At 41.2% G+C, this 25,094-nt stretch carries 20 protein-coding genes; 9 read left to right on the top strand and 11 right to left on the bottom strand.

Features of this window, described 5'->3' with window-relative positions; genetic code table 11:
- Positions 1–3: 3 nt before the first annotated feature.
- From EAE92_RS12755 to EAE92_RS12775, 5 genes are all read left to right on the top strand, one after another.
- Positions 4–1,044, top strand: coding sequence for an aromatic ring-hydroxylating dioxygenase subunit alpha (locus tag EAE92_RS12755; protein ID WP_214068346.1), 1,041 nt, complete (start codon positions 4–6; stop codon positions 1,042–1,044).
- 25 nt (positions 1,045–1,069) lie between these two features.
- Positions 1,070–2,425 (top strand): diaminobutyrate--2-oxoglutarate transaminase family protein, encoded by a 1,356-nt coding sequence (locus tag EAE92_RS12760; protein ID WP_214068347.1) that lies wholly within the window; start codon positions 1,070–1,072, stop codon positions 2,423–2,425.
- Between the two features lie 24 nt (positions 2,426–2,449).
- On the top strand, positions 2,450–3,760 hold the full coding sequence (locus tag EAE92_RS12765) for a SidA/IucD/PvdA family monooxygenase (protein ID WP_214068348.1): 1,311 nt from the start codon (positions 2,450–2,452) through the stop codon (positions 3,758–3,760).
- Positions 3,761–3,894: 134 nt separating this feature from the next.
- Positions 3,895–4,500, top strand: coding sequence for an FMN-binding negative transcriptional regulator (locus EAE92_RS12770; protein WP_214068349.1), 606 nt, complete (start codon positions 3,895–3,897; stop codon positions 4,498–4,500).
- 871 nt (positions 4,501–5,371) lie between these two features.
- Positions 5,372–5,848, top strand: a complete 477-nt coding sequence (locus EAE92_RS12775) for a hypothetical protein (RefSeq protein ID WP_214068350.1) — start codon at positions 5,372–5,374, stop codon at positions 5,846–5,848.
- Positions 5,849–6,549: 701 nt separating this feature from the next.
- Here the strand turns inward: EAE92_RS12775 and EAE92_RS12780 are convergent.
- Positions 6,550–6,915 carry a helix-turn-helix domain-containing protein gene (locus EAE92_RS12780; protein WP_036775906.1) on the bottom strand — a complete coding sequence of 122 codons (366 nt, stop codon included), beginning with the start codon at positions 6,913–6,915 and terminating at the stop codon, positions 6,550–6,552.
- A gap of 263 nt (positions 6,916–7,178) precedes the next feature.
- Here EAE92_RS12780 and EAE92_RS12785 point away from each other — a divergent pair, with 263 nt between their 5' ends.
- Positions 7,179–7,793 carry a hypothetical protein gene (locus EAE92_RS12785; protein ID WP_214068351.1) on the top strand — a complete coding sequence of 205 codons (615 nt, stop codon included), beginning with the start codon at positions 7,179–7,181 and terminating at the stop codon, positions 7,791–7,793.
- 49 nt (positions 7,794–7,842) lie between these two features.
- Here the strand turns inward: EAE92_RS12785 and EAE92_RS12790 are convergent, their stop codons facing one another.
- From EAE92_RS12790 to ppsR, 8 genes are all read right to left on the bottom strand, one after another.
- Positions 7,843–8,637 (bottom strand): heme ABC transporter ATP-binding protein, encoded by a 795-nt coding sequence (locus EAE92_RS12790; RefSeq protein ID WP_214068352.1) that lies wholly within the window; start codon positions 8,635–8,637, stop codon positions 7,843–7,845.
- The gene (locus EAE92_RS12795) at positions 8,637–9,638 is read right to left on the bottom strand and encodes a FecCD family ABC transporter permease (RefSeq protein WP_214068353.1); all 1,002 of its coding nucleotides are present in this window, start codon (positions 9,636–9,638) and stop codon (positions 8,637–8,639) included. The genes EAE92_RS12790 and EAE92_RS12795 overlap by 1 nt, the downstream gene beginning before the upstream one ends.
- Entirely contained in the window at positions 9,635–10,456 is an 822-nt protein-coding gene (locus EAE92_RS12800; RefSeq protein WP_214068354.1) for a heme/hemin ABC transporter substrate-binding protein, read from the bottom strand. Before EAE92_RS12800 ends, EAE92_RS12795 begins: the two co-directional genes overlap by 4 nt.
- On the bottom strand, positions 10,453–11,526 hold the full coding sequence (locus EAE92_RS12805) for a hemin-degrading factor (protein WP_214068355.1): 1,074 nt from the start codon (positions 11,524–11,526) through the stop codon (positions 10,453–10,455). Before EAE92_RS12805 ends, EAE92_RS12800 begins: the two co-directional genes overlap by 4 nt.
- Before the next feature lie 30 nt (positions 11,527–11,556).
- Positions 11,557–13,578 (bottom strand): TonB-dependent hemoglobin/transferrin/lactoferrin family receptor, encoded by a 2,022-nt coding sequence (locus EAE92_RS12810; protein WP_214068356.1) that lies wholly within the window; start codon positions 13,576–13,578, stop codon positions 11,557–11,559.
- 89 nt (positions 13,579–13,667) lie between these two features.
- Positions 13,668–13,865: a hemin uptake protein HemP gene (hemP, locus tag EAE92_RS12815; protein ID WP_214068357.1), complete on the bottom strand. Its 198-nt coding sequence runs from the start codon at positions 13,863–13,865 to the stop codon at positions 13,668–13,670.
- A gap of 173 nt (positions 13,866–14,038) precedes the next feature.
- Complete coding sequence (locus EAE92_RS12820; RefSeq protein ID WP_214068358.1) at positions 14,039–15,085, bottom strand: 3-deoxy-7-phosphoheptulonate synthase; 1,047 nt, start codon at positions 15,083–15,085, stop codon at positions 14,039–14,041.
- 141 nt (positions 15,086–15,226) lie between these two features.
- Entirely contained in the window at positions 15,227–16,108 is an 882-nt protein-coding gene (ppsR, locus tag EAE92_RS12825) for a posphoenolpyruvate synthetase regulatory kinase/phosphorylase PpsR (protein WP_214068359.1), read from the bottom strand.
- A gap of 203 nt (positions 16,109–16,311) precedes the next feature.
- Between ppsR and ppsA the strand changes: the two genes are divergently transcribed.
- Positions 16,312–18,690 (top strand): phosphoenolpyruvate synthase, encoded by a 2,379-nt coding sequence (gene ppsA, locus EAE92_RS12830; RefSeq protein WP_214068360.1) that lies wholly within the window; start codon positions 16,312–16,314, stop codon positions 18,688–18,690.
- Positions 18,691–19,251: 561 nt separating this feature from the next.
- Here ppsA and ydiK read toward each other — a convergent pair.
- Positions 19,252–20,361, bottom strand: a complete 1,110-nt coding sequence (gene ydiK, locus EAE92_RS12835) for an AI-2E family transporter YdiK (protein WP_214068361.1) — start codon at positions 20,359–20,361, stop codon at positions 19,252–19,254.
- A 223-nt stretch (positions 20,362–20,584) separates the two neighbouring features.
- Here ydiK and ydiJ point away from each other — a divergent pair, with 223 nt between their 5' ends.
- The gene (ydiJ, locus tag EAE92_RS12840) at positions 20,585–23,644 is read left to right on the top strand and encodes a D-2-hydroxyglutarate dehydrogenase YdiJ (protein WP_214068362.1); all 3,060 of its coding nucleotides are present in this window, start codon (positions 20,585–20,587) and stop codon (positions 23,642–23,644) included.
- Positions 23,641–24,057: a 1,4-dihydroxy-2-naphthoyl-CoA hydrolase gene (menI, locus tag EAE92_RS12845; protein WP_036805375.1), complete on the top strand. Its 417-nt coding sequence runs from the start codon at positions 23,641–23,643 to the stop codon at positions 24,055–24,057. Before ydiJ ends, menI begins: the two co-directional genes overlap by 4 nt.
- A gap of 401 nt (positions 24,058–24,458) precedes the next feature.
- Here menI and EAE92_RS12850 read toward each other — a convergent pair whose 3' ends face one another.
- Positions 24,459–24,689 (bottom strand): Hok/Gef family protein, encoded by a 231-nt coding sequence (locus tag EAE92_RS12850; protein WP_422616056.1) that lies wholly within the window; start codon positions 24,687–24,689, stop codon positions 24,459–24,461.
- Positions 24,690–25,094: the final 405 nt, after the last annotated feature.

The raw sequence follows: 25,094 nt of genomic DNA on the forward strand, positions 1-25,094 counted from the left end.
ACGATGTTGTACTCAGGAAAATGGAATAGAGAGGAGCTTGATTATTGTGCTTTAAATAATCAATGGCATGTTGTTGCAGATTCTAAGGAGGTCAAAAATAATCGACCAAAAGCGATTCGTTTATTAGGTGAAGAATTGGTGCTTTGGCGAGATAATGAGAATAAAATACACGCATGGAAAGATTATTGTGGACATCGGGGCGCTAAACTATCATTAGGTTGTATTAAAAATGGGAATATTGAGTGCCCATATCATGGATGGCGATATGACGCTAAAGGGAATTGTACTTTTACACCTGCGCATCCGAATAATATCCCACCTTCGTCAAAGAGATTGATTTTCTGTCACTATGCAGAAGAAAAATATGGTTTTATATGGGTAAGCCTGTTAGAACCATTGCGTCCTATTCCTTTCTTTCCAGAATGGGATAAACCCAATTTCAGGAAAGTGGTTGCAGGCCCTTATTATTATAAAGCTAATGCGTTAAGGTCATTGGAAAACTTTATAGATGCCTCGCATTTTCCTTTTGTTCATGCCAATCTTAACGGCTTGCCTGATGCTCCAGAGGAGATAAAGAAATATACTGTTAATCAAGATGATCGTGGGCTTCATTCTTCTGAAATTAGTGTATTTCAACCTTATGGCGACCATCGGGGAATACCGGTTACTGCACGTTATTGCTACTCAGTACTCAATCCTACGACTGCTTATTTTGAGAAAAAGACCGGGGATATTGAGCGTTTTTGTACTTTCTTCAATGCGACCCCAGTTGATGAAGATGAATGTATTATATGGCTGATTGTTGCAATTAATTTTGGTCATGACCTTACATTGGAACAAATACTTTCCAGACAAGATACCGTATTTGAACAAGACAGAATTATTGTTGAATCTCAACGACCAGTAAGATTGCCGCTTGATCCACGGCAAGAAATGCATCTCAGTAGTGATCGAATGGGGTTGGAATACCGTCGATGGTTAAAAATATTGGGGCTTAAAGCATGTGAAGTCATTCTCTCAGAAACAAGAGAATCTCATTTTTAGTTTCCTATTTAAAAAAGGTATTAGAATGAATAATGATTTTAGATTATATCGACTTGTCGATCGCGAATCTAATGCGCGTACTTATTCGCGAAATATAGACAGGATATTAAGTAAAGGGAAATTGTCTTATGTATATGACAGTGAAAATAAAGAATATATTGATTGTTTAGCTTGTGCCGGCGCTTTACCACTTGGGCATAATCATCCTTTTGTAAAGCAAAAAGTTATTGAGTTTTTGGAATCTGGTCAATTACAGCAGGCTTTGGATATAGCAACCCCCGCGAAAATCAACTTTGTTGAACAGCTTTATCAAATATTGCCTCAAAGTTTTGCTCGTCAGGCAAAAATACAATTTTGTGGTCCAACGGGGACTGATGCGATAGAAGCAGCGTTAAAATTATTTAAAACAGCCACCGGACGGCGTTCTATTGTTGTATTTCAGGGGGCTTACCACGGTATGACTCATGGCGCACTTTCTTTGATGGGTAATTTGGCGCCAAAGAGATCTGTGACAGGGCTTTCTGCTGAAATTCAGTTTCTACCTTATCCATATATTTTCCGTAGCCCCTTTGGTGCAAATACCAGTGTCAGCGAAACGGAGCGCTTGAGTCTTGTAAGCCTGGAAAATCTCCTTAGTGATCCAGAAAGTGGTATAACCAAACCTGCAATGGTGCTGGTTGAGGTTATTCAGGGTGAAGGTGGCTGTATTCCGGCGAGTGCTAATTGGTTACACCAGATCCGGGAAATAACCGCGCGACATGATGTTCCTCTGGTTATTGATGAAGTACAGACAGGAATTGGGCGTACGGGTGATATGTTTGCTTATGAATTCGCTGATATCACGCCTGACGCGATTATTCTTTCTAAAGCGATAGGGGGAGGATATCCGCTTGCAGTGCTTCTCTATCGAGACATATATGATCAGTGGCTGCCGGGTGCGCATGCCGGTACATTTCGAGGTAATCAGATTGCTTTAGTCAGTGGCGCTGCTACCTTAGATTTCATCCAGCGAGAAAATCTTCTCGATCAGATTAACTATACAGGTAATCTCCTGAAAAACAGATTGTTTGAATTACAAGATGATTATCCTGCTATTGGTGATGTGCGTGGTCGGGGGCTTATGTTGGGTTTAGAATTAATTGATTTAAATTCTCCTCCTGATGCGCTTGGGCATCCTTTAGCTAATGGAAAATTAGCTCAAATGGTAAAAAAGTGTTGTTTTGATGCAGGCTTAATTATCGAGAGTGGAGGGCGGCAAAGTGCTGTTTTGAGGATGTTGCCTCCTTTGATCATTACTCCTCAAGACGTAAATAATATTGTAGAGCGTTTAAGAACAGCATTTTCTATTGCTTGCTCAAACTATAATTATCAGCCATCGTGAAGCAAAATAATTTAAGGAGAGATTATGAAAAACTCTTCATCAATTTATGATATCTTGGGTATTGGATTTGGGCCTGCTAATATTGCTTTATCTATTGCTTTAGAGGAATTAGCCCCGCATTTTTCAGTCCGGTTTATTGAGCGTCAACAAAGCGCATGTTGGCAGCCAGGAATGATGTTGCCGGGATCTGATATTCAAAATCATCCGTTGCGTGATTTGGTTACGCCAAGAAATCCCAAAAGTCATTATTCGTTCACCAATTTCCTTTATGAAACTGATCGATTATATCAGCACCTTAATTTACCTTTGCATTATCCTTTGCGTTTAGAATATGCGCAATATATAAGTTGGGCGGCGAATTTTTTCAATGATCAGGTTGATTACGATTGTGAGGCGACAGAGATCTTGCCTGTTCTGGATAGCCAAAGTGAATATATAGATCATTATTGTGTCAATACCGTTAAAGGAGATATCTATAGAGCGAGAAGTATTGTCCTTGCTCCCGGCCGTACTCCTTTCATACCTGAACCTTTTAATCAATTGAAAGATGCGCGTGTTGTTCATCTTAACCATTATTTGCCTTCATTAGATCAGGCCAGGAAATACAGTAATTCTTTAAGCGTTGCGGTTATTGGCGGCAGTCAAAGCGCAGTAGAAATTCTATTACACGCCAGTACCCAAAATGATATCAAAAGACTCGTTGGCGTCACCCGGAATTTTGGATTCCGGCAGAAAGACACGAGTCCTTTCTCTGATGAAGTTTATTTCCCTGAATTTGTCGATACATTCTATGAAGCTACGCCGGAAAATAAGGCTCGCCTTCGTCGAGAATTGGTACATACGAATTATTCGTCGGCAGATATTGATGTTTTGAATCAATTGTATATTAAACAGTATGAAAATAAACTGTCACATCAAAATTCAATGCAGATATTAACTTGCAATGAAATAGTGGATTGCCGGAGTATTTCAAATGGCATACTGCTAAAAAGTCGAAACTTTATTAATAGCAATGAATTTGAAGAGTGTTTTGATTTAGTTGTACTTGCTACTGGATTCCTTGATTTAGGCACTGGAGAACGCCAGGAGAGTTATCCTAAGTTATTATTACCTATTAAGAAATTACTGACCAATCAGGGAGATATATTGTCTATAGGAAGAGATTACAGGGTGAAATATTTAACGAAGGGGGATTTTACTCCTATTTATTTAAATGGATTGTGTGAATCGACTCATGGTATGGGTGATGCTGGTTCATTTAGTTTGCTTGCATTGCGTTCTAAAACAATTGTCGATTCGTTAAGTCAACATTTATCTCGAGCCAGATGGGTATAAGAAATATGCCTAACATTTTGTGCTAGAAATGGTTTAATTGTCTATTGAGAGTGAAATATATAACATTAAGAATGGAAATATTATTTAAATAGATGTTGAAATTGATGAAGAAAATTTAGAGGATAATTAATATTATGAAAACTTTCTCGTTCCATTATCATGAATTCATTTGCAAAAATGTAGAGTTATTATGGCGATTTATTGATGCATACCCTCTGGCATTAATAACGCGTTATATGAGCACTGGTTTCATTACTAGCCATATTCCTTTATTCCAAGGTGTTGATAATATGTTATTCGGGCATACAGATCGTCGTAATCCTATGGTTAATGATCTTGTTTCATTTGATGCGCATATTGTATTCATAGGACCATCCAGTTATATCCCTCCTGAGGCTTATAAGAATAGGCAGTTGCCTACGTGGAATTATACGGCAGTACATATGGATGCCAGTATTGATATTATTGTAGAATCTTCAATGAATTTAAATACTTTGCTAGAAACCAGTGAGCGTTTGGCTATTAGTAAGGATTCTTTCCGACCAAATAAGGAAGATCCTCGCGTAGTTAAGAATTTACCTGGAATTCTGGGACTGAACGTTGTGCCGAAATACATTGAAGGTCGTTTTAAATTATCTCAGGATAAACCATTCATTGATCACGAGTCAGCTATGCAGTGGCTACTAGATAATAATCCGTCGGAGTTTGATTCATTAATTAAAAGTTTAATCAATGATTAGAATTATTTTTATGAAAACAGAATAAATAATATATTAATAATAATGAGGGTTATCATGTCTATAGTAAAGATAAACAATATATTTAAACGGTAGTTCCTTGCAAAAAGCGTTATTATTATAAGGGCTTAAGACCTGTGAATTTATGACCACTTTCGTGAATACATATGTTAGTGGCGCTAAAGTTCTAAAGCTGAATAAGGGAACAATGCCGAGTAGGGGGAGCTGTTTGTCATGCGGCCATCACTTCTACTAGTTTTGTGGCCTACGCATGGTCAATTGAATTTACTATCAAGTAGTAAGTAATGAGCCAGATTATTCTATTAAAGATATCTGGCTCATTTTGTGTTTTGACATTTTTCCTGATGTGGTGGCTGTTATTCAATCGGTTATTATGATTTTTAATAGCTGATCTGATTTCAATGCGAAATATTTTTCTCTATTGCTATAACTGTATGAATTTTTGATTATCTATCTGTTATATTTTTTAACTTGAATTTTCTGTTGATTATATAATTACTAGCTACTACTATTAGGAAGGTTTCTTCTTTACTGTATGTTTAGTGTAAATAACGTAATATATGGATTATCTAGCACTAGGTTAAAAATAAAAAATATACGGTAATTTAATTTGTTATTATAAATTAATGTTGAATGCTTATTTTTTTTGGTTTTTATTTTCTTTGGTCTTTTATTGACGCACTATTGGTTCTGCACTATTTTTAAAGTTGAAAAGTGTGTTTATTTTTTATAAGTTTATGGATTATGATGGTTGAATATGGATGTTCAGTAAATTAGTTAAGTTTTTTAGTTTGATATGGTTTTCTATATTTATAACTTGGTGTGAATTTAACCTTATAAGGAATAATATATTATGATTGATCAAAATAATTCTAATAATATAGTTGCACCTAATGTAACGATTTCTGATGTAACTGTGTCTTCCATTCAAATTGCTCCAGAGATAGCCAGAAACAATGTTCATATAATAATTGTTGATGACAAAGGCGCTTCAAGGGATTTTCTTTTGGATAATTCTGATGGTGGTTATCAAGGGAGTGGTAGTTTAATAGCTTTGATTCTTGCACATCTTAATTCAAAGAAAGTCACTATTAGAACTACCGGATATGAATATAATAAACATGGATATATCAACGGCGTATTAATTAAGGAGGATAAGGGAGGTGGCGGCGGAACTGGTGGTGGAACTGGCGGCGGAACTGGTGGTGGAACTGGTGGTGGAACTGGTGGTGGAACTGGTGGTGGAACTGGCGGTGGAACTGGTGGTGGAACTGGCGGCGGAACTGGCGGCGGAACTGGCGGTGGAACTGGTGGCGGAACTGGTGGATAATAAAGGACGGTAAAAACTAGGAATGATCGGAGTGAAAATTCCTATAGAAAATATTATTCGCTATTATTTACGTTAAAGGTATTAAAAGTCTATCCCATTAAATTATTTTATTTTCCATTTTAAACTTTGGCCGTATTCAAACTGTCAGCAAAATAATGTCCATTGGGATAAATAGTGAATTGGAATTAATTTTGAATAAAAACCCTGATGTTTAATCTTCGGGGTTTTTAATTTTTAATAACTGAACATACATTGAGCTTGAGGATAAAGGTATTTATAAATCCCTGATGTATATTTTTTTAGTTTTATTTTTCTGGGTTGTCAAGTGTTGTTAAAAAGGTATTCTAATTAATACTATTTAATAAAAAATAAGGATCTTTCGTTAATATACATTGCCTAAAAATAGGCAAGATGGTGTTTTTTATCTGCTTGCTGGTTAGATAAAGATATTTCACATTATTGTTATGATTTATATGAAAATATTTTTATTTTTAAATTATACTAATTGGTTTATTCGCAGTGGATTAATAAAACTGAATGAATCTTATAGTCATTTAAGTTAGCCAATAGTTCTCTGAAAAATCCTTATTTGGTTTTTTGAACAATTAGGATGTTAATGAATTCAGATAGCATAAAAATCAAATGGTCAATAAAATATTGACCATTAGGGAATACTATCAATGAGGTTATTATGGACTCGGTTATTGCTTATGATCTAAGAAGTACATTAATTCAGGTAGATTGCCATTTTCTCTGAATCTGGCAGGTGTGGTATTAAAGTGTTTTTTAAAGATCCGAGTGAATGTTGCCTGAGAACTGAACCCATACTGTAAGGCGATATCAAGGATTGGTAAGTTTTCTTCACGTAGAGATCTTGCTGCTTCATGTAAACGCCGTTTGCGAACATATTCACCCAGGGTATAGCCTTTCACTTCTTTAAACACTCTTTGTAGATGCCACTTTGAATAACCGCTTTTGTCAGCAATGGTCGCTATTTTTATACCTTCGTTACGTTCGAGCTGAGTTTCGAGCCATCTGACAATATCATTTACTACATTTTCTGACATTTTCACCTCCCACTAATGGTGGGCTAGTTGCTAAAACATTAGATTTCGTTAGTTATTCTTATAAGGATAATAACGATGGTTACTAATGTGTGTATTTTAAAATAAATCCGGGATATCTATAGGCAAAAAGTGCTATTTATAATTGATAATTATTATCATTTGCGCAAGTTTCCTTTGTTTTAATAATAATTAGCATCAAATGATCTTCACTAATTTATTTAAAACAGTATCATCGTTCGTCATTTAATTTAATGGAGGTTGTAATGCAATCGGACTTGATTTTTTTAACGAAAAAATTGGCATTTTTTGTTCTTTATGCTCTGATTTTAACTATGGTTATAGGCGCACTCTTTATTGATATTATTTATTTGCAAAATGGGGTGAAAGAGAGTTCATTAACTGAAATTTCTCAGGAAAGTATCCTGCTTGTTATTTCTGCTATATTCCTGTTAGAAGCAAAGAAGAATAGTCAATTGCGCCCCGCATTAATCTTGATATCAGGTTTTTTTGCTTGTTTATTGATAAGGGAGCTGGATACTATTTTCGATGAAATATTTCATGGCGCCTGGGCATGGGTTGCTATTCCGTTAGCGTTAATTTGTATTTTTTATGCTGTTCGTAAAGGCCGGGATACATTGGTTGGGCTTGTGCATTTTACGCGCCATCAAAGTTACAGCATGATGGTTGCGGGTATTTTGTGTGTACTGGTTTTTTCCCGTTTGTTTGGTATGGGAGAATTATGGCAAGGTTTGATGCTCGAAAATTTTGATCGAACTGTGAAAAATATGGTTGAAGAGGGGTGTGAACTTCTGGGTTATTGCTTGTGCCTGATTGCAACTTTCTGGTATCTGCCCGATGCAATAAAATTTCGTAAGTGAAAAGTAAGACAGGCAAGAGATTGAAATAATTTGCCTGTCAGATTTGCTGTTATTGCCTCAAATAAATCTGAGGTTGCTGGGTTTCGGGATGGCGGGTAATACCAAGATCTGCTTGATACCATTTTCTCAAAGTATGATCATTTAGTACCTCTTCTGGTGTACCCGCAGCGACAAGTTTCCCTTTATGTAACAGAAAGATTTTATCTGCATAGAGAGCAGCAAGATTCAGGTCATGTAAAACACAGCACATAGCCATAGGTTGTTCCCGAGTTAGTCGGTAAAGCAGACGCAAAGTATGTTGCTGGTGGTAGAGATCCAGGGCTGATGTCGGTTCGTCAAGAAATAAACAGCATTCTATTGGTGTTGGATACCAAAGTTGAGCCAGGACGCGAGCGAGTTGTACTCTTTGCTGTTCACCACCGGAGAGTTGCCGGTAGTCACGATGACGTAACTCCTGGCAATCCGTCTGCTCAACAACGGTATCGATCGCTGTCTGTTTATGATGGATACCATGAGGAGAGCGTCCCATAGCGATCACTTCTTCCACACTGAAAGGGAAAGCGAGTGAGTTATGTTGACGCATGACGGCGCGAGTACGGGCTAATTGTTCCGCCGGCCATTGCTCAATGGGTATTCCATGTAAATAACATTGTCCATGTTCAGGTTTTATATATCCCGTTAATAGTCGCAATAATGTGGATTTCCCAGCGCCATTTGGCCCAATGATGGCGACAATCTCGCCTTTATTTACCGAGAGCGAAACATTATCAATTATTTTCTGGTTGCCAATTGAGTAGCTTAAATTCTGTGCTTGCAGAGAAATATTGTTTTTTATGGCATCCATTATGCACGGTTCCCCGGTTGTTTGAGTATCAACCATAGAAAATATGGACCGCCGATTAAACCAGTGATAAGGCCAACGGGCATTTCTGCCGGGGAGACCAATGTTCTTGCCAGTGTATCCGCGGTAAGCAAAAGAGAAGCTCCGCCTAACGCAGCACCGGGAAGCAGCCAATTATGATCACCGCCAAATCGCATTCTGATCAAATGTGGGATAACTAGCCCAACAAATCCAATAACACCACTTAATGCAACAGCGCTGCCAATAAGCAGAGCGCTGAGTAGTAATAACTGGAATTTAGTGCGCTGGACATTTATACCAAGATAGTGGGCCTCTTCATCTCCTAATTGCAGCAAATTCAGTTTACGGGCCTGGCTGAAAGTTAGGATAGTGGCGGGAATAATTAAAGAAGCGGTAATTGCCAACGTCGGCCACTCTATCTGGCTGAGTGAACCCATCATCCATAAGGAGAATTGCCGTAGCTGTTGATCGTCACTGAGATAGCTCAGGACGCCAATAGCAGACATACAAAGGGCATTGATAGCAATCCCGGCGAGTAATAAGCGGGCCAGATTTCCGTAGTTATATTTATTGAGTGAAAAAATCAGTAATGAAATTAGTAGGCTGCCAATAAAAGCAGCGATAATATGCCCGTACATAGCAATTACAGATGGTAGGCTAACGGGCAGAACAATTGCCATTGCAACCATCAGTGCGGCTCCACTGCTGATACCTAGCAGACCAGGATCAGCCAGTGGATTGCGAAATAATCCTTGCATTACAGCGCCGGAAGCCGCTAAAGCACAGCCAACCAGTATGGCTAATAGCACCCTCGGTAATCTGATATTAAGCCAGATTTGCCACTGTGGATCACTAATGGAAGATTCCCATAATGTCTTGAAAGATAATGATAATGCGCCAATATTGGCAGAGCCGATAGCCAGCCCGGACAATAACAAACAAAGAAACGCTAAACCCAATCCCGGAGACTTCATACGGCTCATTGAGTCTTCTCCGCCGCCTGTCTGAGTTGTTTCATTACTGAGGGGGTTTCGAGGCCAAAACCGAGTAGCCCCATATCATCTACAATTAAAACCTGTTGTTTCTGGCCGGCAGGGGTATGTTTCAAGCCGGGCAATTGCCAGATTTTATCCAAACCGCCCATTGATTTAATCCCATCTTCCGTTACCAATAGCAGATCTGGTGCGCTGGCAATAACACCTTCCTGGGAAAGTGGACGATAATTATTGAAACCTTGCATGGCATTAGTGGCGCCGACAGCGCGAATCATTTTGTCCGCGGCGGTTTTTTGCCCGGCGGCCATTGGCATGATACCCCCGTGACTCATGACAAACAGAATACGGGTGGGCAATGCGGTTGTCGGTATTTCCGCCAGCGATTTTTGATATTGCTGAATCAGTTGTTCACCACGTTCAGCTTGATTGACCGCCTTAGCGACGGTCTTAATTTTTTCAGGAACGGCTTCTAACGCTGCTTTTCCGGTTATCTGAATCACTTCTACGCCAGAATCCTGGAGTTGCTTAAGCGCCAGTGAAGGTTTTGCCAACTCACTGGTTAGAACCAGTGTCGGATTCATAGAGAGAATACCTTCAGGGTTGAGCATTCTCATATAGCCGACATCGGGTAAAGTAAGCAATTCGGTTGGTTTCTGGCTGGTGCTGTCTCTGGCGACAACTTTTTCACCTTCACCAAGTGCAAAAACAATTTCAGATACATCGCCACCGATAGTGACGATCCGTTCAGTGGAAAAAGCACTGAACGATGATACCGCGAGGACAAATGTCAGAAGCCATTGTTTCATGCTATACACTCTTCCTGTTCTGATTGCAGTTTTGGCAGAGCAGCTATTTGCTCACGCCACTGAGTTTGTTCAGGAGTGCCTTCTGTACGCTGACCAAACAGTTGAGCAATTTGGTTGCCATTAGCATCAAATAGCTCAAGGCTAGTGACAAAACCATCCTCTGTTGGCTTACGAGTTACCCAGCTTTCAGCGATAGCACTCTCTATTAAATGTAGTGTGAAATTGCGGTTAAAGATATTAATCCATTTCTGATCTGAGTTTTCTTCCTGATATGGCATCAGACGTTCCAGCTTTCCGGTGAAAATTTGTACGCAGCCGTGGTTGCTGACGAAAATCATGATTTCATTCTGATCGTTATAAGCGGTGTTGATAAGCTCATTCAGTGCGGAATTTTCCACCTTGTAAGCCAGATCATCCTGTACCGCATTGAAAATTTGCTGGCGGTTCAGGTTATGGCGTTTAAGTAACGTGAAGAATTGATGAACGTTAGTCATTGCTCGCCACTCTTCATCAAGCTGGGCTTTCAGTTCATTTGTTACGGTTGAATAGGTGGTTTCTTCTATAGGTTTGATGACCAATTCAGGGTTGTTTTCTGTCTGATATTTTTCAATCAGTGTTTCCCAGGCTGCCATATCAGTATTGTCTGTTGCATAAACTTTATGCAGTGCATCACCCTGACGATCAAAAAATTGAATGCTGTGGCGCATACCATTTTTTGCGGGTTCAACCAGATAAAATACACTATTCCAATGTTCAAAGAATATTCTTAAGTCGATTTCACGAGGATTCAGGACCAGCCCTGCATGACTGCTGAAACGTGTATTTTCATAACGGCCAATCTGTTCATGAACAGCAAAATCGTTGCGGGTGATCGCTTTAGTTTCACCAACAATAGCCAACTCTTCCAGTAAAGTTGGGGCGTCAACATTAAGGCGTTTGGCATCGATGCCAACGCGGCTATGCAATAATTCACCTTCACTGACATTCAGATAGGCCGCCAAATCACGGGCATATTTGGCTTTATTATCAGCTTTGGCTTGCAAGTAACGTTCATAAAGTGACGAATTCACAGTTTAACTCCTTGAAATATATTTATTTAATTACCACTGGTAACTGACTAACAGTTTGGCGTTGCGGCCATCCTGAGGCGTTCCTTGTGGCGAGTAGTATTCTTTATCAAAAGCATTGCCCAAAACTGCCGTGGTAGTCACACCTTTTAGCATTCCTTCACCTTGATAGCTGACATAGAAATCATTAATGCCGTAGCCAGCTTGTTGTTTAGGATCTCTACCTCTGGCATCTTTACCTTTGAAATTAGTATGCTTGGTGAATTGACCTACCCAGCCGACAGAGAAACCGGTCTGTGCAATAGGGATATCCAAGATGCTGGTGATAGTATCTGGGCTAAGGTTATCTAGAGAATCACCGCTTTGTTCATCTTTACCTTCTGTGCGGTTGTAAGCCAGTTCCCAGGAGAACAGATTGGATTCATAGTTTATGGAAGCATCCCATCCCCAGATCTTGGCTCTAGATATATTGATAGATGTTGTATTCCTTCCTCGATTGACTACATCTGACTTAATATAATCTTTAGCTTTAGTATCAAAATAACTCGCTTTGAATTTCAGTTCGTCATTATCTGCCAGTAGATTATCGAAACGTAAACCAAAACCAGACTCCCACGTCTCATTACTTTCTGGGCGGAGATTTGGATTAGGAGTCCAGAAGTTTCCGGGATAGTGCATAGAATCGTTATACATTTCTCCCATTGTCGGGGCGCGGAAAGCTTGGGCATAAGAGGTGAACAGCATCGACCAGTCAGTTGGCGTGATACTGATAGCGCCTTTGGAAGACCATTTATCCGCGCTGACAGCCTCATCTTTAGAATTGGTTCCTTTGTACTTGTCATAGCGAGTGCCGGCGATAATAGAGACTGGCAGGTCGCGCAGCGTCATCTCATCTTGCAACCAGCCGGAATAAAAGCGGATATCAGCGTCAGGGAAGCTATCTGTATTGCCGTTTGGGGTCTGTTTCTGTTTGTAAGTTTCACCACCGTAGGTAAATTGATGCGCCAGCGGGCTATCTGTCCACAGGCGGGAGCGGTTTTCCAATTTTACGCCATAGGTTTTCTGCTTACGGCCTTCGAACCCTTTTCCTTTAGTACGGGCATCAATAGTGATATCAGAATAATAGAGGTCAGTTTTAGCATTTAACCAATCATATTCCGCTGGATTTAATTGGTAGCTAAGTTGGGCGTCACGTTGAGTTGTCGTGCGGTCAGTCCAACTGCCAGGGTCTTTATTTTTTCCGGTGAGAGTTTGTGGATTTTTAGGTTGATTAGCTTCATTACGGTAGTAACGTAATTGGCTGCTCAAGGATTGGTTGTCATCAATTTTCCAGCTGCCTTTTGCCATCAGGTTACTGATAAATTCATCATTATCGCCAACCACGCCATTACTGTGGCGGATATTACCTGAATCACGGGTACTGAAGGCAAATACGCCATCCAGGGATTCCGATTTCGCGAAAGTCGCACCACCGAAGCCCATACTATGGTCACCGGTTGCACCGCGGGCGAAAACGCGGAATCCGTGATCTTGACCTGCTTGCAAAAGGTCTGCTGCATCAACGGTTTGATAAGCGATCACACCGCCTAAGGCGCCACTGCCGTAAAGTAGGGCGGAAGGGCCGCGTACAACTTCGACTTGTTTAATTAATGCCGGGTCCAGGAACGTACCATTGATATGACCGGTATCGGTACCTTGGCGAATACCGTCAATCAATGTCAAAACACCTTTTGGACCATAACCGCGCAGACTAACATCTTGCCCATTAGCACGGTTTGTACCGGCTATGTTAATGCCGGGTATTTTTCTGATGAGGTCGTTAGCATTACCTGCTGTCTGACTTTGTGGTGATTTACTGTTTATCACAGTGACCATCATGGGAGCTTCGAAACTATCCCTTTCATTACCTGTGGCATAAACAGTTATCACATCACGGGATGATGATTTATCACTGCCGGAATCGGACGATTTTGTTGCTGCATGAGCAGAAATAGTACTAATAATCGCTAAACTTAACGCTGATAGTTTAAGTGTTGATCTTGCAGATTGAGACATCAGACGAATCTCCATAATAATATTTTATGAGTTATGGATATAGCTGGCTGCCCCGATACGCGATCTGGGTGGCTGGCTGAGTTATTATTTTATTTAGTTAGTATCAGCTTACCGGCTTTAGTTTGGCGTAATTGGTAGAATTCTCCTTGGTGACGAATTCTGGTAATTCCTAGCTCACCTAATAGTTGTTTACTGTCAATGTAGCCAATTTCTACAATTTCAGTAGGATAGGTGCTGTATCGTTCTTCAAGCGTAATGCAAGAACGTTGGTGACATATTTTAGTCATAAAACCACTTTGCGAATACTAACTATTATCATAGTGAGAATTATTATCGTTATATGGGGAGGCGACTTCAAGCAATATTTTTGGTGGTCATGATCATCATATTAATAAAATTTACCTAATTTGTTGTCAGTTAGCCTTTTATGAATGAATAAAGGCTAACTCAGAATAAGGATTCAGAAACGGTAACTTACTGCTTCGGCGAGAATGTCAATAAGTTGTTCTGTATCTTGCCAGTTTAGACAAGGATCTGTGATCGATTGACCGTAATTTAGCGGTTGTCCTTGAATGATTTTCTGGGTGCCTTCAACCAGAAAACTTTCAGCCATCACACCGACAATAGCAGTAGAACCCTCTTGAATCTGTTGGCCCACCTCTTTTGCTATAGTCAGTTGGCGTTTATGTATTTTTTGACAATTTCCATGACTGAAATCGACAACTAAATGTTCTGGTAAATTAAATTCGCGTAGCTGGGTACAAGCTATAGCGATATCTTGGGCGCTGTAATTAGGCTGTTTGCCTCCACGCATAATAATGTGGCCGTATGGGTTGCCTTCGGTTTGATAGATAGTCATTTGACCGTGCTTATCAGGCGAGAGAAATGTGTGACAGACACTGGCTGCGCGGATTGCATCTATGGCGATACGAATGTTGCCGTCCGTTCCGTTTTTAAAGCCAACAGGGCAGGAGAGGGCGGAGGCCATTTCACGGTGAATCTGGCTCTCTGTTGTTCTGGCTCCGATAGCGCCCCAACTGATCAGATCGGCAATATATTGGCCGGTCGCCATATCCAGAAATTCGGTTGCCGTGGGTAAACCCAATTCATTGACGTCGACCAGTAATTTCCGGGCCAAAGTAATTCCCCGATTTACCTGGCAAGAGCCGTCGAGATAGGGATCTGAAATTAAACCTTTCCAGCCTACTACTGTGCGCGGTTTCTCAAAATAGGCGCGCATAATAATCTCCAGTCTGTGCTGGTATTTTTCACGCAATCTGTTCAGTCGCTGTGCATAATCTAAAGCAGCATCAATATCATGAATAGAACAAGGACCGATGATTACCATAAGCCGTGGGTCATTCCCGCAGAGAATATCGGCAATGCGTTTCCGTGACGCTGTAACATTGTTAGCGATTTTTTCGGAGACGGGAAATTGAATTGCAAGAGCTTGAGGTGTTACCAAACTATCGACACGGTAAGTCTTTAAACCATCTGTTTTGTACATATATTTTCTCAAAGTTCGTTTCACATTAGCAGGCAGATCTATAGGTAATTGAAATTACAATAAACGAAAACGACTAAGTTAAACAAATGATATAATTAATCATATGATAAATTTTTTTCCATTATTCCTATTGATATATTTTTAAAACATTCGTCGGTTTAGCTTCATCATGTCGATTATTTTGGTCGAGATTTCTTCAACAGAATAATTGGTGGTGTTAAGATAATTAATCTTATTTTTACGGAATAAAGCTTCAACTTCTGAAATTTCTATTCTACATTGCCTTAATGACGCGTAACGGCTATTTTCTCGACGTTCTTCCCTAATCGCCGCCAGCCGTTCAGGGCTTATAGTTAAACCGAATAACTTATGCTGAAATTGTTTTAATGTCGTAGGTAATTGTAAATTGTCCATATCATCCGCAGTGAAAGGATAATTTGCCGCCTGAATACCAAATTGCATGGCTAAATAGAGGCTGGTGGGTGTTTTCCCACAGCGGGATACGCCCAATAGGATAACCTGTGCCTGATCAAGATTACGCAGAGAGATACCATCATCATGGGCCAGGGCATAATCAATAGCCGCTATGCGCGCATCGTACTGACTGAGATTCTTTTCAGTCAGACCGTGGGTGCGATTAAGTTCGGGTTTGGGTTCCAATCCGGTTTCTTGCTGTAATGGGGCAACTAGTGTCTGTACAATATCCTGACAAAATCCTTCGCTGCTGGTAATAATATTTTTCACTCCAGAAGAGATAATGGAATAGAAAACTAAAGGTCTTATACGCGTATCTTGATATATCTGGTTTATTTGTTGCTTTATTTCTTTTGCGCGGGTTTCACTTGCGACAAAAGGAAGCGTATAAGCAGTTATTTTGATGGGAAATTGTGATAAGACAGCATGGCCCAATACTTCCGCGGTAATTGCCGTGCCATCTGAAATAAAGAAAACGGTACGTTCAACATTCTCAACGCCTTCAACATTATTACGTTCCGCTGATGTTGCTAATCTGAATTCCGCCATGATACTTATAGTGACCTTTTATTGTTTAGTTGAATAAAACTGGGTATCGATTTTCTGCAAAGTATACCTAAGAAAAAAATAATGTGTTGGGTTGATCGATTCACCTTTCTATGTGTGCGAAAACATTGTGTTAATCTATTTATGGCTGCTCTATGCAGCGCCAATTTTCCGATTTGTACCCAAATGCTAAAAGGATTGTTTTAATGCCCAATAATGACCTCACCCCGCGTAATGTGCTTTGGTATAACCAATTAGGTATGCATGATATTGACCGGGTTGGTGGTAAAAACGCCTCCCTGGGAGAAATGATCACTCACCTGTCAGAATTGGGGGTTTCTGTCCCGAATGGTTTCGCTACGACAGCACAGGCATTTAATGATTTCTTGGAACAAAGTGGCGTCAATCAGCGTATTTATGATTTGCTGGATGAAACGGATGTTGATGATATTAATCAACTCTCTAAAGCCGGTGCGCAAATTCGCCAATGGGTGATTGATACGCCATTTACGCCACAACTGGAAAAAGATATTCAGGATGCTTATCAACTGTTGTCTGAAGGAGAGCCAGAAGCTTCTTTTGCTGTACGTTCTTCGGCCACCGCTGAAGATATGCCTGATGCCTCTTTTGCCGGGCAGCAGGAAACTTTTCTAAACGTGCAAGGCATTGATGCGGTGATGGTTGCTATCAAGCATGTGTTTGCTTCGTTGTTTAATGATCGCGCTATTTCCTATCGTGTCCATCAAGGATATGACCATCGAGGAGTTGCGCTATCCGCGGGTGTACAACGTATGGTGCGTTCCGATCTCGCCTCTTCCGGTGTGATGTTCACTATTGATACTGAATCAGGATTTGATCAGGTTGTTTTTATTACCTCTGCTTACGGATTGGGTGAGATGGTTGTTCAGGGCGCAGTGAACCCGGATGAGTTCTATGTTCATAAGTCAACTCTGAATAAGGGAAAACCGGCAATTGTGCGGCGTAATCTGGGTTCTAAAAAACTGCATATGATCTATGCTGACAATAAAGAACATGGTAAGCAGGTACGTATCGAAGATGTAGCAGAATCACAACGCAATCGTTTCTCTTTAGCGGATGAAGAAGTTGAGGCATTAGCGCGTCAGGCATTATTAATTGAAAAACATTATGGCCGGCCAATGGATATTGAATGGGCTAAAGATGGTCATAACGGCAAATTGTACATTGTTCAGGCGCGTCCTGAGACTGTCCGCTCAAACCAGCAGGTTATGGAGCGCTACCAACTGAATGAACAAGGTCAGGTATTGGTGGAAGGGCGTGCCATAGGTCATCGTATTGGCGCAGGTCGAGTAAAAGTTATTCACAACTTGAATGAAATGGATCGCATCCAACCGGGTGATGTTCTGGTCACTGATATGACCGATCCCGATTGGGAGCCTATTATGAAAAAAGCCGCTGCGATTGTGACTAACCGAGGCGGACGGACTTGTCACGCAGCGATTATCGCCCGTGAATTGGGCATTCCCGCGGTTGTTGGATGCGGTGATGCAACGGAACGTTTGAAAGAGAATCAGCCGGTGACAGTTTCCTGTGCGGAAGGTGATACGGGTTTTGTTTATCAGAATCAACTGGACTTTACTGTACAAAGTTCTCAGGTCGATCAGTTACCGGAGCTTGATGTAAAAATTATGCTAAACGTCGGCAATCCAGATCGTGCATTTGATTTTGCCCGATTGCCGAATGACGGCGTAGGTCTTGCTCGTTTGGAGTTTATTATTAATCGGATGATTGGCGTACATCCTCGCGCATTACTGGAGTTTGATCAGCAAACTCTGGAGTTACAGCAGGAGATAAAATCGCTGATGGCCGGTTATGACAATCCGGTTGAATTCTATATTGGGCGCTTGACTGAGGGGATTGCCACTCTGGCGGCTGCGTTCTGGCCGAAACGGGTTATTGTGCGTTTGTCCGACTTTAAATCTAATGAATATGCCAATCTGGTTGGCGGTGACATTTATGAACCTGATGAAGAGAACCCCATGCTAGGTTTCCGTGGGGCGGGGCGTTATGTTTCTGACAGTTTCCGTCGCTGTTTTGCGTTGGAGTGCGAGGCCGTTAAACGCGTACGTAATGATATGGGGTTGACCAACGTCGAAATTATGATCCCGTTTGTTCGTACGGTAGCTCAGGCTGAAGCGGTTATTGCTGAACTGGCATCCCAAGGGTTGAAGCGCGGCGAAAATGGATTAAAAGTCATTATGATGTGCGAGATTCCGTCCAACGCAATTCTGGCAGAACAGTTCCTTGAACATTTTGATGGCTTCTCTATTGGTTCTAATGACATGACTCAATTGACTCTTGGTTTGGATCGGGATTCTGGGGTGGTATCTGAACTATTTGACGAACGTAATGATGCGGTCAAGGCCATGCTCTCATTAGCTATTCAGGCGGCCAAACGTCAAAACAAGTATGTGGGAATTTGTGGTCAAGGGCCTTCAGACCATCAGGATTTCGCTCACTGGTTGATGAAAGAGGGTATTGACAGCCTGTCATTAAATCCAGATACCGTTGTAAAAACTTGGTTAGGATTAGCAAAAGTGAGTTAATTGAGAATAATACGCAATTGGCATTAAAGGCCCGTCAAAATAATGGCGGGTTTTCTTACGATTAAGGTTGCTGATTACAGTTTCCGTGGAAAAGTAACGAAAAAAAAAGCCTATCATGGGCGTGATAGGCAAGGACTACACACAGCAATATAGGAGCTTCTAACAAGTAGAATCATCAAAAGGAGAAATAAACGTCTCGTTCATAGCCCGTTTATATTAATTTAGTTATATGGTTTATTCATTAAGAATTGTCCTAATTTCCGTATTATTTACGACTAAAATGAGCTAAATTTAACTAAATTTTAACATTTTTTTCACAATATTTATATTTAATGAATAAGTGCCGCAAAAGAGTGGTAAGTTTTATAAGATTATGCTTTAGCGAAAGAGCTAAATTCTCTTTCGCTGTGTAAGTCAGAATTAATTATACCCTATGGATTTCAAGATGGATCGCGACGGCAAGGGAGCGAATCCCCGGGAGCATAGATAACTATGTGACCGGGGTGAGTGAGCGCAGCCAACAAAGAGGCAACTTGAAAGATAACGGGTATATCATACAAATTATTCTGACAATTCTTGTTCCAGATATTTTTCCGTTTCGGCTAAATCATTTTCAGGCTCTGGGACTTCATTCATCCATGCGATTAATAAACGATAAGCAACCGCTAATACAACGGGGCCGATGAATAAGCCAATCATGCCAAATGAGAGTATTCCACCAATAACGCCTATTAATATCAGCGCCATAGGTAAATCTGCGCCCAAACGAATTAAAAATGGGCGAAGAAATCCATCCATTGTTGTTACGATGCAGCTCCAGACCAGTAGTACGGTTCCCCAGGTTGTATCACCCGTCCAATAAAGCCAGGCGACAGCAGGAACTAAAATCAGTAATGGGCCAAGTTGAGCGACACAGCAGACAAACATCAGTACGGTCAGCAACGTCGCATAAGGAATGCCTGAAACAGCCAAGCCGAGACCGCCGATAATGGCTTGAACCAGCGCGGTAACGACTACGCCGAGCGCTACGGCACGGATGGATTGCGCCGCCAACAGGATGGCGGCATCTCCGCGTTTACTTGCCAGGCGAATGGCAAAATGGCGAATACTTAGCGCCACCTGTTCGCCTTTCAAATATAAGAGTACGCTGAATAGCACCATCAAGCCGAGATGGAACACGAAGCGCCCGGCATTTGCCGCTTGAGTAAAGAACCAGGTTGCTGCTTCTCCAACATAAGGTTGGACTTTAGCTATCAGGACATTTCCACCATCAGTAATGAGTGAGTTCCAGCCGCTGTAAAGTTTATCGCCAACCAGAGGAATACTATTCAGCCAAGTCATTGTCGGTATCTGAAAATGGGAGGGGGATTTAGCCCATTGGATTAATGGCGCGCTGTTTTCCAATAAGCTACTGACCAGTAATGCGACAGGGATTACAAACAATAGAATTAGCAGTAGCGTCATGATGGAGACGGCAATCCAGCGTTTACCCCATAAGCTGTTCTGTAGTTTTTCTAATAGTGGCCAGGTGGCGATAACAACCATGCCCGCCCAGACAAAACCGAAGATAAAGGGCTTTATCACCCAAAAACTCGTAACAATTAACAGTGACAAGAAAATTAAAGTAAAGAGTAGCTTTGGCAGGTCATAATGCGGTTGAGATTTGTCCATAAGTTAATTTCTCTCAGGGATTGAGTGGCGCTAAAGATAATGAATAAATAGGATGTTATCTATAGGTTACTCAAAATAGGTGAATATTATGATAAGGTAAACGCTTGCCTTCTCAGACAAATCAGTTAACGGTGGTAAATGGTTACGGCTGATTAAGGCACTGATTCAAAGATAGTATAAATGGAGCAATGTGGACACTCATTTTAAAAGGGTCAAAACGACAATGATCCCACGTATATCACAAGCGCCGCACGTCAGTGAGGTCGCACAGAAGTTCTTGGATACATTAAAGGAACAAGGATTTACCGGAGATGTTGCAAGCAGTTATGCCGATCGTCTGACAATGGCGACAGACAACAGTATCTATCAACTCTTACCACAGGCTGTCGTTTTCCCCCGATACAGTGCCGATGTGGTTTTATTGGCTCGTGTCGCCGGTGAAAAAGAGTATCAGAATTTGACATTTACTCCACGCGGTGGCGGTACAGGCACAAACGGTCAGTCGCTTAATGATGGCATTGTGGTGGATATGTCCCGTTATATGAATCGTATCCTTGAGATTAATCCAGAGCAAGGTTGGGTCAGAGTTGAAGCGGGGGTGATTAAAGACCAACTGAACCAATATTTGCGTCCATACGGTTATTTCTTTTCACCAGAGCTTTCAACCAGCAACCGTGCGACATTGGGCGGCATGATTAATACCGATGCATCCGGTCAGGGTTCACTCGTCTATGGTAAAACTTCTGATCATGTTCTTAGCCTGCGGGCCGTTCTGTTAGGGGGGGAATTACTTGACACCCGCGCTATGGATATCGCCCAGGCGGAATCGATTGCGCAAGAAGATTCGGTTATCGGTCGTATTTATAACACGGTGCTTAGTCGTTGCCGTGAACAACGTGAACTTATTGTTGAAAAATTCCCTAAACTCAATCGTTTTCTGACCGGTTATGATTTGCGCCATGTTTTCAGCGACGATATGCGGAAATTCGACTTGGGGCGTATCTTAACTGGTTCAGAAGGAACGCTCGCTTTTATTACCGAAGCGGTTTTGGATATTACCCCGCTGCCGAAAGTCAGGCGGTTGGTGAATGTGAAATATGATTCATTTGATTCTGCATTGCGTAATGCCCCTTTTATGGTGGAGGCAAAGGCGTTATCGGTTGAAACCGTGGATTCTAAGGTGCTGAATTTGGCGCGTGAGGATATCGTCTGGCATTCAGTTAAGGAATTGATCACTGATGTTCCTGACAAAGATATGCAGGGGTTGAATATTGTAGAATTCAGCGGCGACGATCAACCTTTGATAGACCGTCAAGTAGAAACACTTTGTCAGCGCCTTGATGAACTGATGGAGAGCAAGCAAGCAGGGGTTATTGGCTATCAAATTTGCCGAGAGTTAGCTGATATTGAGCGTATTTATGCAATGCGCAAGAAAGCGGTTGGCTTGTTGGGTAACAGTAAAGGTGCGGCGAAACCCATTCCTTTTGTGGAAGATACGTGTGTGCCGCCACAGTATCTTGCTGATTATATTGCAGAATTTCGACAGCTATTGGATAGCCGTCATCTCAATTATGGAATGTTTGGTCATGTAGACGCGGGGGTGTTGCATGTTCGGCCAGCGCTGGATATGTGTGATCCTCAGCAAGAGATACTGATGAAACAGATTTCTGATGAAATTGTCAGTCTTACGGCACGTTATGGTGGTTTATTGTGGGGAGAGCATGGTAAAGGATTTCGTGCTGAATACAGTCCTGCGTTTTTCGGTAGCATCTTGTATGAAGAATTACGCCGGATTAAGGCTGCCTTTGACCCGAATAACCGCTTGAATCCGGGTAAAATTTGTCCGCCGATGGGGATTGATGCCCCTATGATGAAAGTCGATGCCGTTAAGCGAGGAACATATGATCGGACAATTCCGGTAAATGTCAGGAATACATTCCGTGGCGCTATGGAATGTAATGGGAATGGGCTTTGCTTTAATTTCGATGTAAAAAGCCCGATGTGTCCATCGATGAAAGTGAGCCAGCAACGTATCCATTCGCCGAAAGGACGTGCGACACTCGTGCGTGAGTGGTTGCGTCTTTTGACTGAACAGGGTGTGGACCCGACGTTACTGAAACAGGGATTAGAACAAAAACGACCAAGTTTGCGTGGGTTGATCGAGAAGACTCACAATAGCTGGCAGGCATGGCGCGGGGAGTATGACTTTTCTCATGAAGTGAAAGAGGCAATGTCGGGTTGTCTGGCATGCAAAGCTTGCTCAACACAGTGCCCGATTAAAATTGATGTTCCGTCATTTCGCGCACGTTTTCTTGAGTTATATCATGGTCGCTATTTTCGCCCTTTACGTGATCATATTGTGGCGAGTGCGGAAAGCAGCACGCCATTAATGGCTAAAGTTCCTCGGGTCTTTAATTTCTTCCTGAAACAGCCGTGGATACAAGAATTGAGTCGCCAAACTATCGGCATGGTGGATTTACCCTTGTTATCCAGCCCGACGTTGCACCAACAACTGGCGGGTCATTGTGCGCGTTCCACCACATTAGAACAGCTTGAAAAAATGGATCAGGTTCATCGTAACGAACATGTATTGATCGTTCAGGACCCATTCACTAGCTATTACGACGCTAAAGTTGTAGCTGATTTTGCCTGTTTGGTAGAGAAATTGGGATATAAACCAGTACTACTGCCATTTTCGCCAAACGGTAAAGCACAACATATCAAGGGATTCTTATCCCGTTTTGCTAAAACGGCCAAGAAGACGTCAGATTTCCTCAATCGGGTTGCTGAGTTGGGAATTCCTATGGTCGGTGTCGATCCGGCGCTGGTTTTGTGCTATCGGGACGAATATAAAGAAATTCTGGGAGAACAGCGTGGAAAGTTTGAGGTTCAGCTTGTTCATGAATGGTTGATTAACGCCTTGCCAGAAAAAAGTGATCATGAAGAAAAATCAGGTGATAAATGGTATCTATTTGGACATTGTACTGAAGTGACTATGCTACCGGGCAGTAGTCAACAATGGGGAAAAATTTTCCATCGGTTGGGTAGCAAGCTGGATAATATCAGTGTAGGCTGCTGTGGCATGGCTGGAACCTATGGTCATGAAAACAAAAACATAGAACACTCTATTGGTATCTATAAATTATCCTGGCAACCTGCCTTACAGAAATTACCATTGGAGCGCTGTCTAAGCTCCGGTTATTCCTGCCGCAGTCAGGTTAAACGGATAGAAGGGCAAGTACTTAAGCATCCGTTGCAAGCTTTATTGGAGATAATCCCATGATTTGGAAACGTGATATTGGACTGGATAGCCTGAATCAAGTAAATAGCCAATGTATGATGGGCCATCTGGGCATAAAAATCACGCATATCGGTGATGACTATATTGAAGGCACAATGCCGGTTGATCATCGCACCCGTCAGCCATTTGGTTTATTGCATGGCGGGGCATCTGTTGTGCTGGCAGAATCACTCGGTTCTTTAGCTGGGTATCTCTGTTCCGAAGGTGAGAAAAAAGTTGTTGGATTGGAAATTAATGCTAACCATATTCGGTCAGTTCGTAGTGGTGAAGTAAAAGGCGTGTGTAAACCTCTTCATATTGGCCGTAATCACCAAGTGTGGCGAATTGATATTTTTGATGAGCGGCAACATTTGTGCTGTACCTCTCGGTTAACTACATCAGTTTTGCCTGGATAAAATATAAAACAAAAGTGAAAGTAGGTTATTGTATGGATAAATAACCTACTATTTAAGTGAAAAGGTTATTTATTTACGTATTAAATTTAATTGTGATAACCTTTAAGAAGTATATATATTTATGTAACTTATCGATGTTTTTATAATATTATGGGTTGTTTGATTGTATATATCTGATGAATAGGAATGGTGAATTATCTTAAAAGAATTAATACTCTAATAGGGAAAGATCTAATTGAAAATTCTTATTTAAATCTATAAATGCTGATATATTAATTAATGCTAAAGTTTCAGCAGTTTTAATTTGCGTTAAATTCCACTTAAATATGAAGGGTGCCTGAGAACCAAGTCATAACAACATCTCAAAAGGCGGGAGTAAAAACCTCCCGCCGAAGGTTGCCTTACCTGTCGCTGGATTCGTAAGCCATGCTTGCCGCAACCTCTGTATTACCTCGTTTGATATGGAGTTTGCAGATTGAACCCCTGGTTATCCACGTGAATATGAGTAATGTCACACAAATAATGATCAAACTAAATATTGCGATTTTTTGCGGCTTCATCGCCTTCTCTCCTTGCTTTTTTTCAGGTAAGAGGCTAGCCTTATGTTGTTGATGCATATGGAGTAGCCTCATTTCGATTTATAGTCGGATGGGGCTTTTCTCTTTCTGCCTGGAACATAATGCTCAAGACAGAAAGTCTCAAGCACCCGGAGGCAGTATACGTTTATTCGCATGAGATGCAATATCTTGAAAATATTTATTATGGTCACGTAATACCTTCGAATTAAATTAGTCAGCTAGTCAAGCTATTAATAAGAAAAGGAAAGAATAGTGGAGGTGGAATATATAGATAAAATTGTTTCTTAATACGTTTAATTAATTGCGTCGATTAAATAGAAACTCTATTTGCATATACCCGTAATCATTGAAGATGCTTGATTTTATCCGAAATGGAGATCATTATCCTCGCTATGAAAATATTTATTACATCAGAACAAAAAATCAAACTTGAACGTCTTCACGACACCACTCGTGATG

This window comes from Photorhabdus hainanensis, assembly GCF_018448965.1.
In the GTDB taxonomy this organism is placed as follows: domain Bacteria; phylum Pseudomonadota; class Gammaproteobacteria; order Enterobacterales; family Enterobacteriaceae; genus Photorhabdus; species Photorhabdus akhurstii.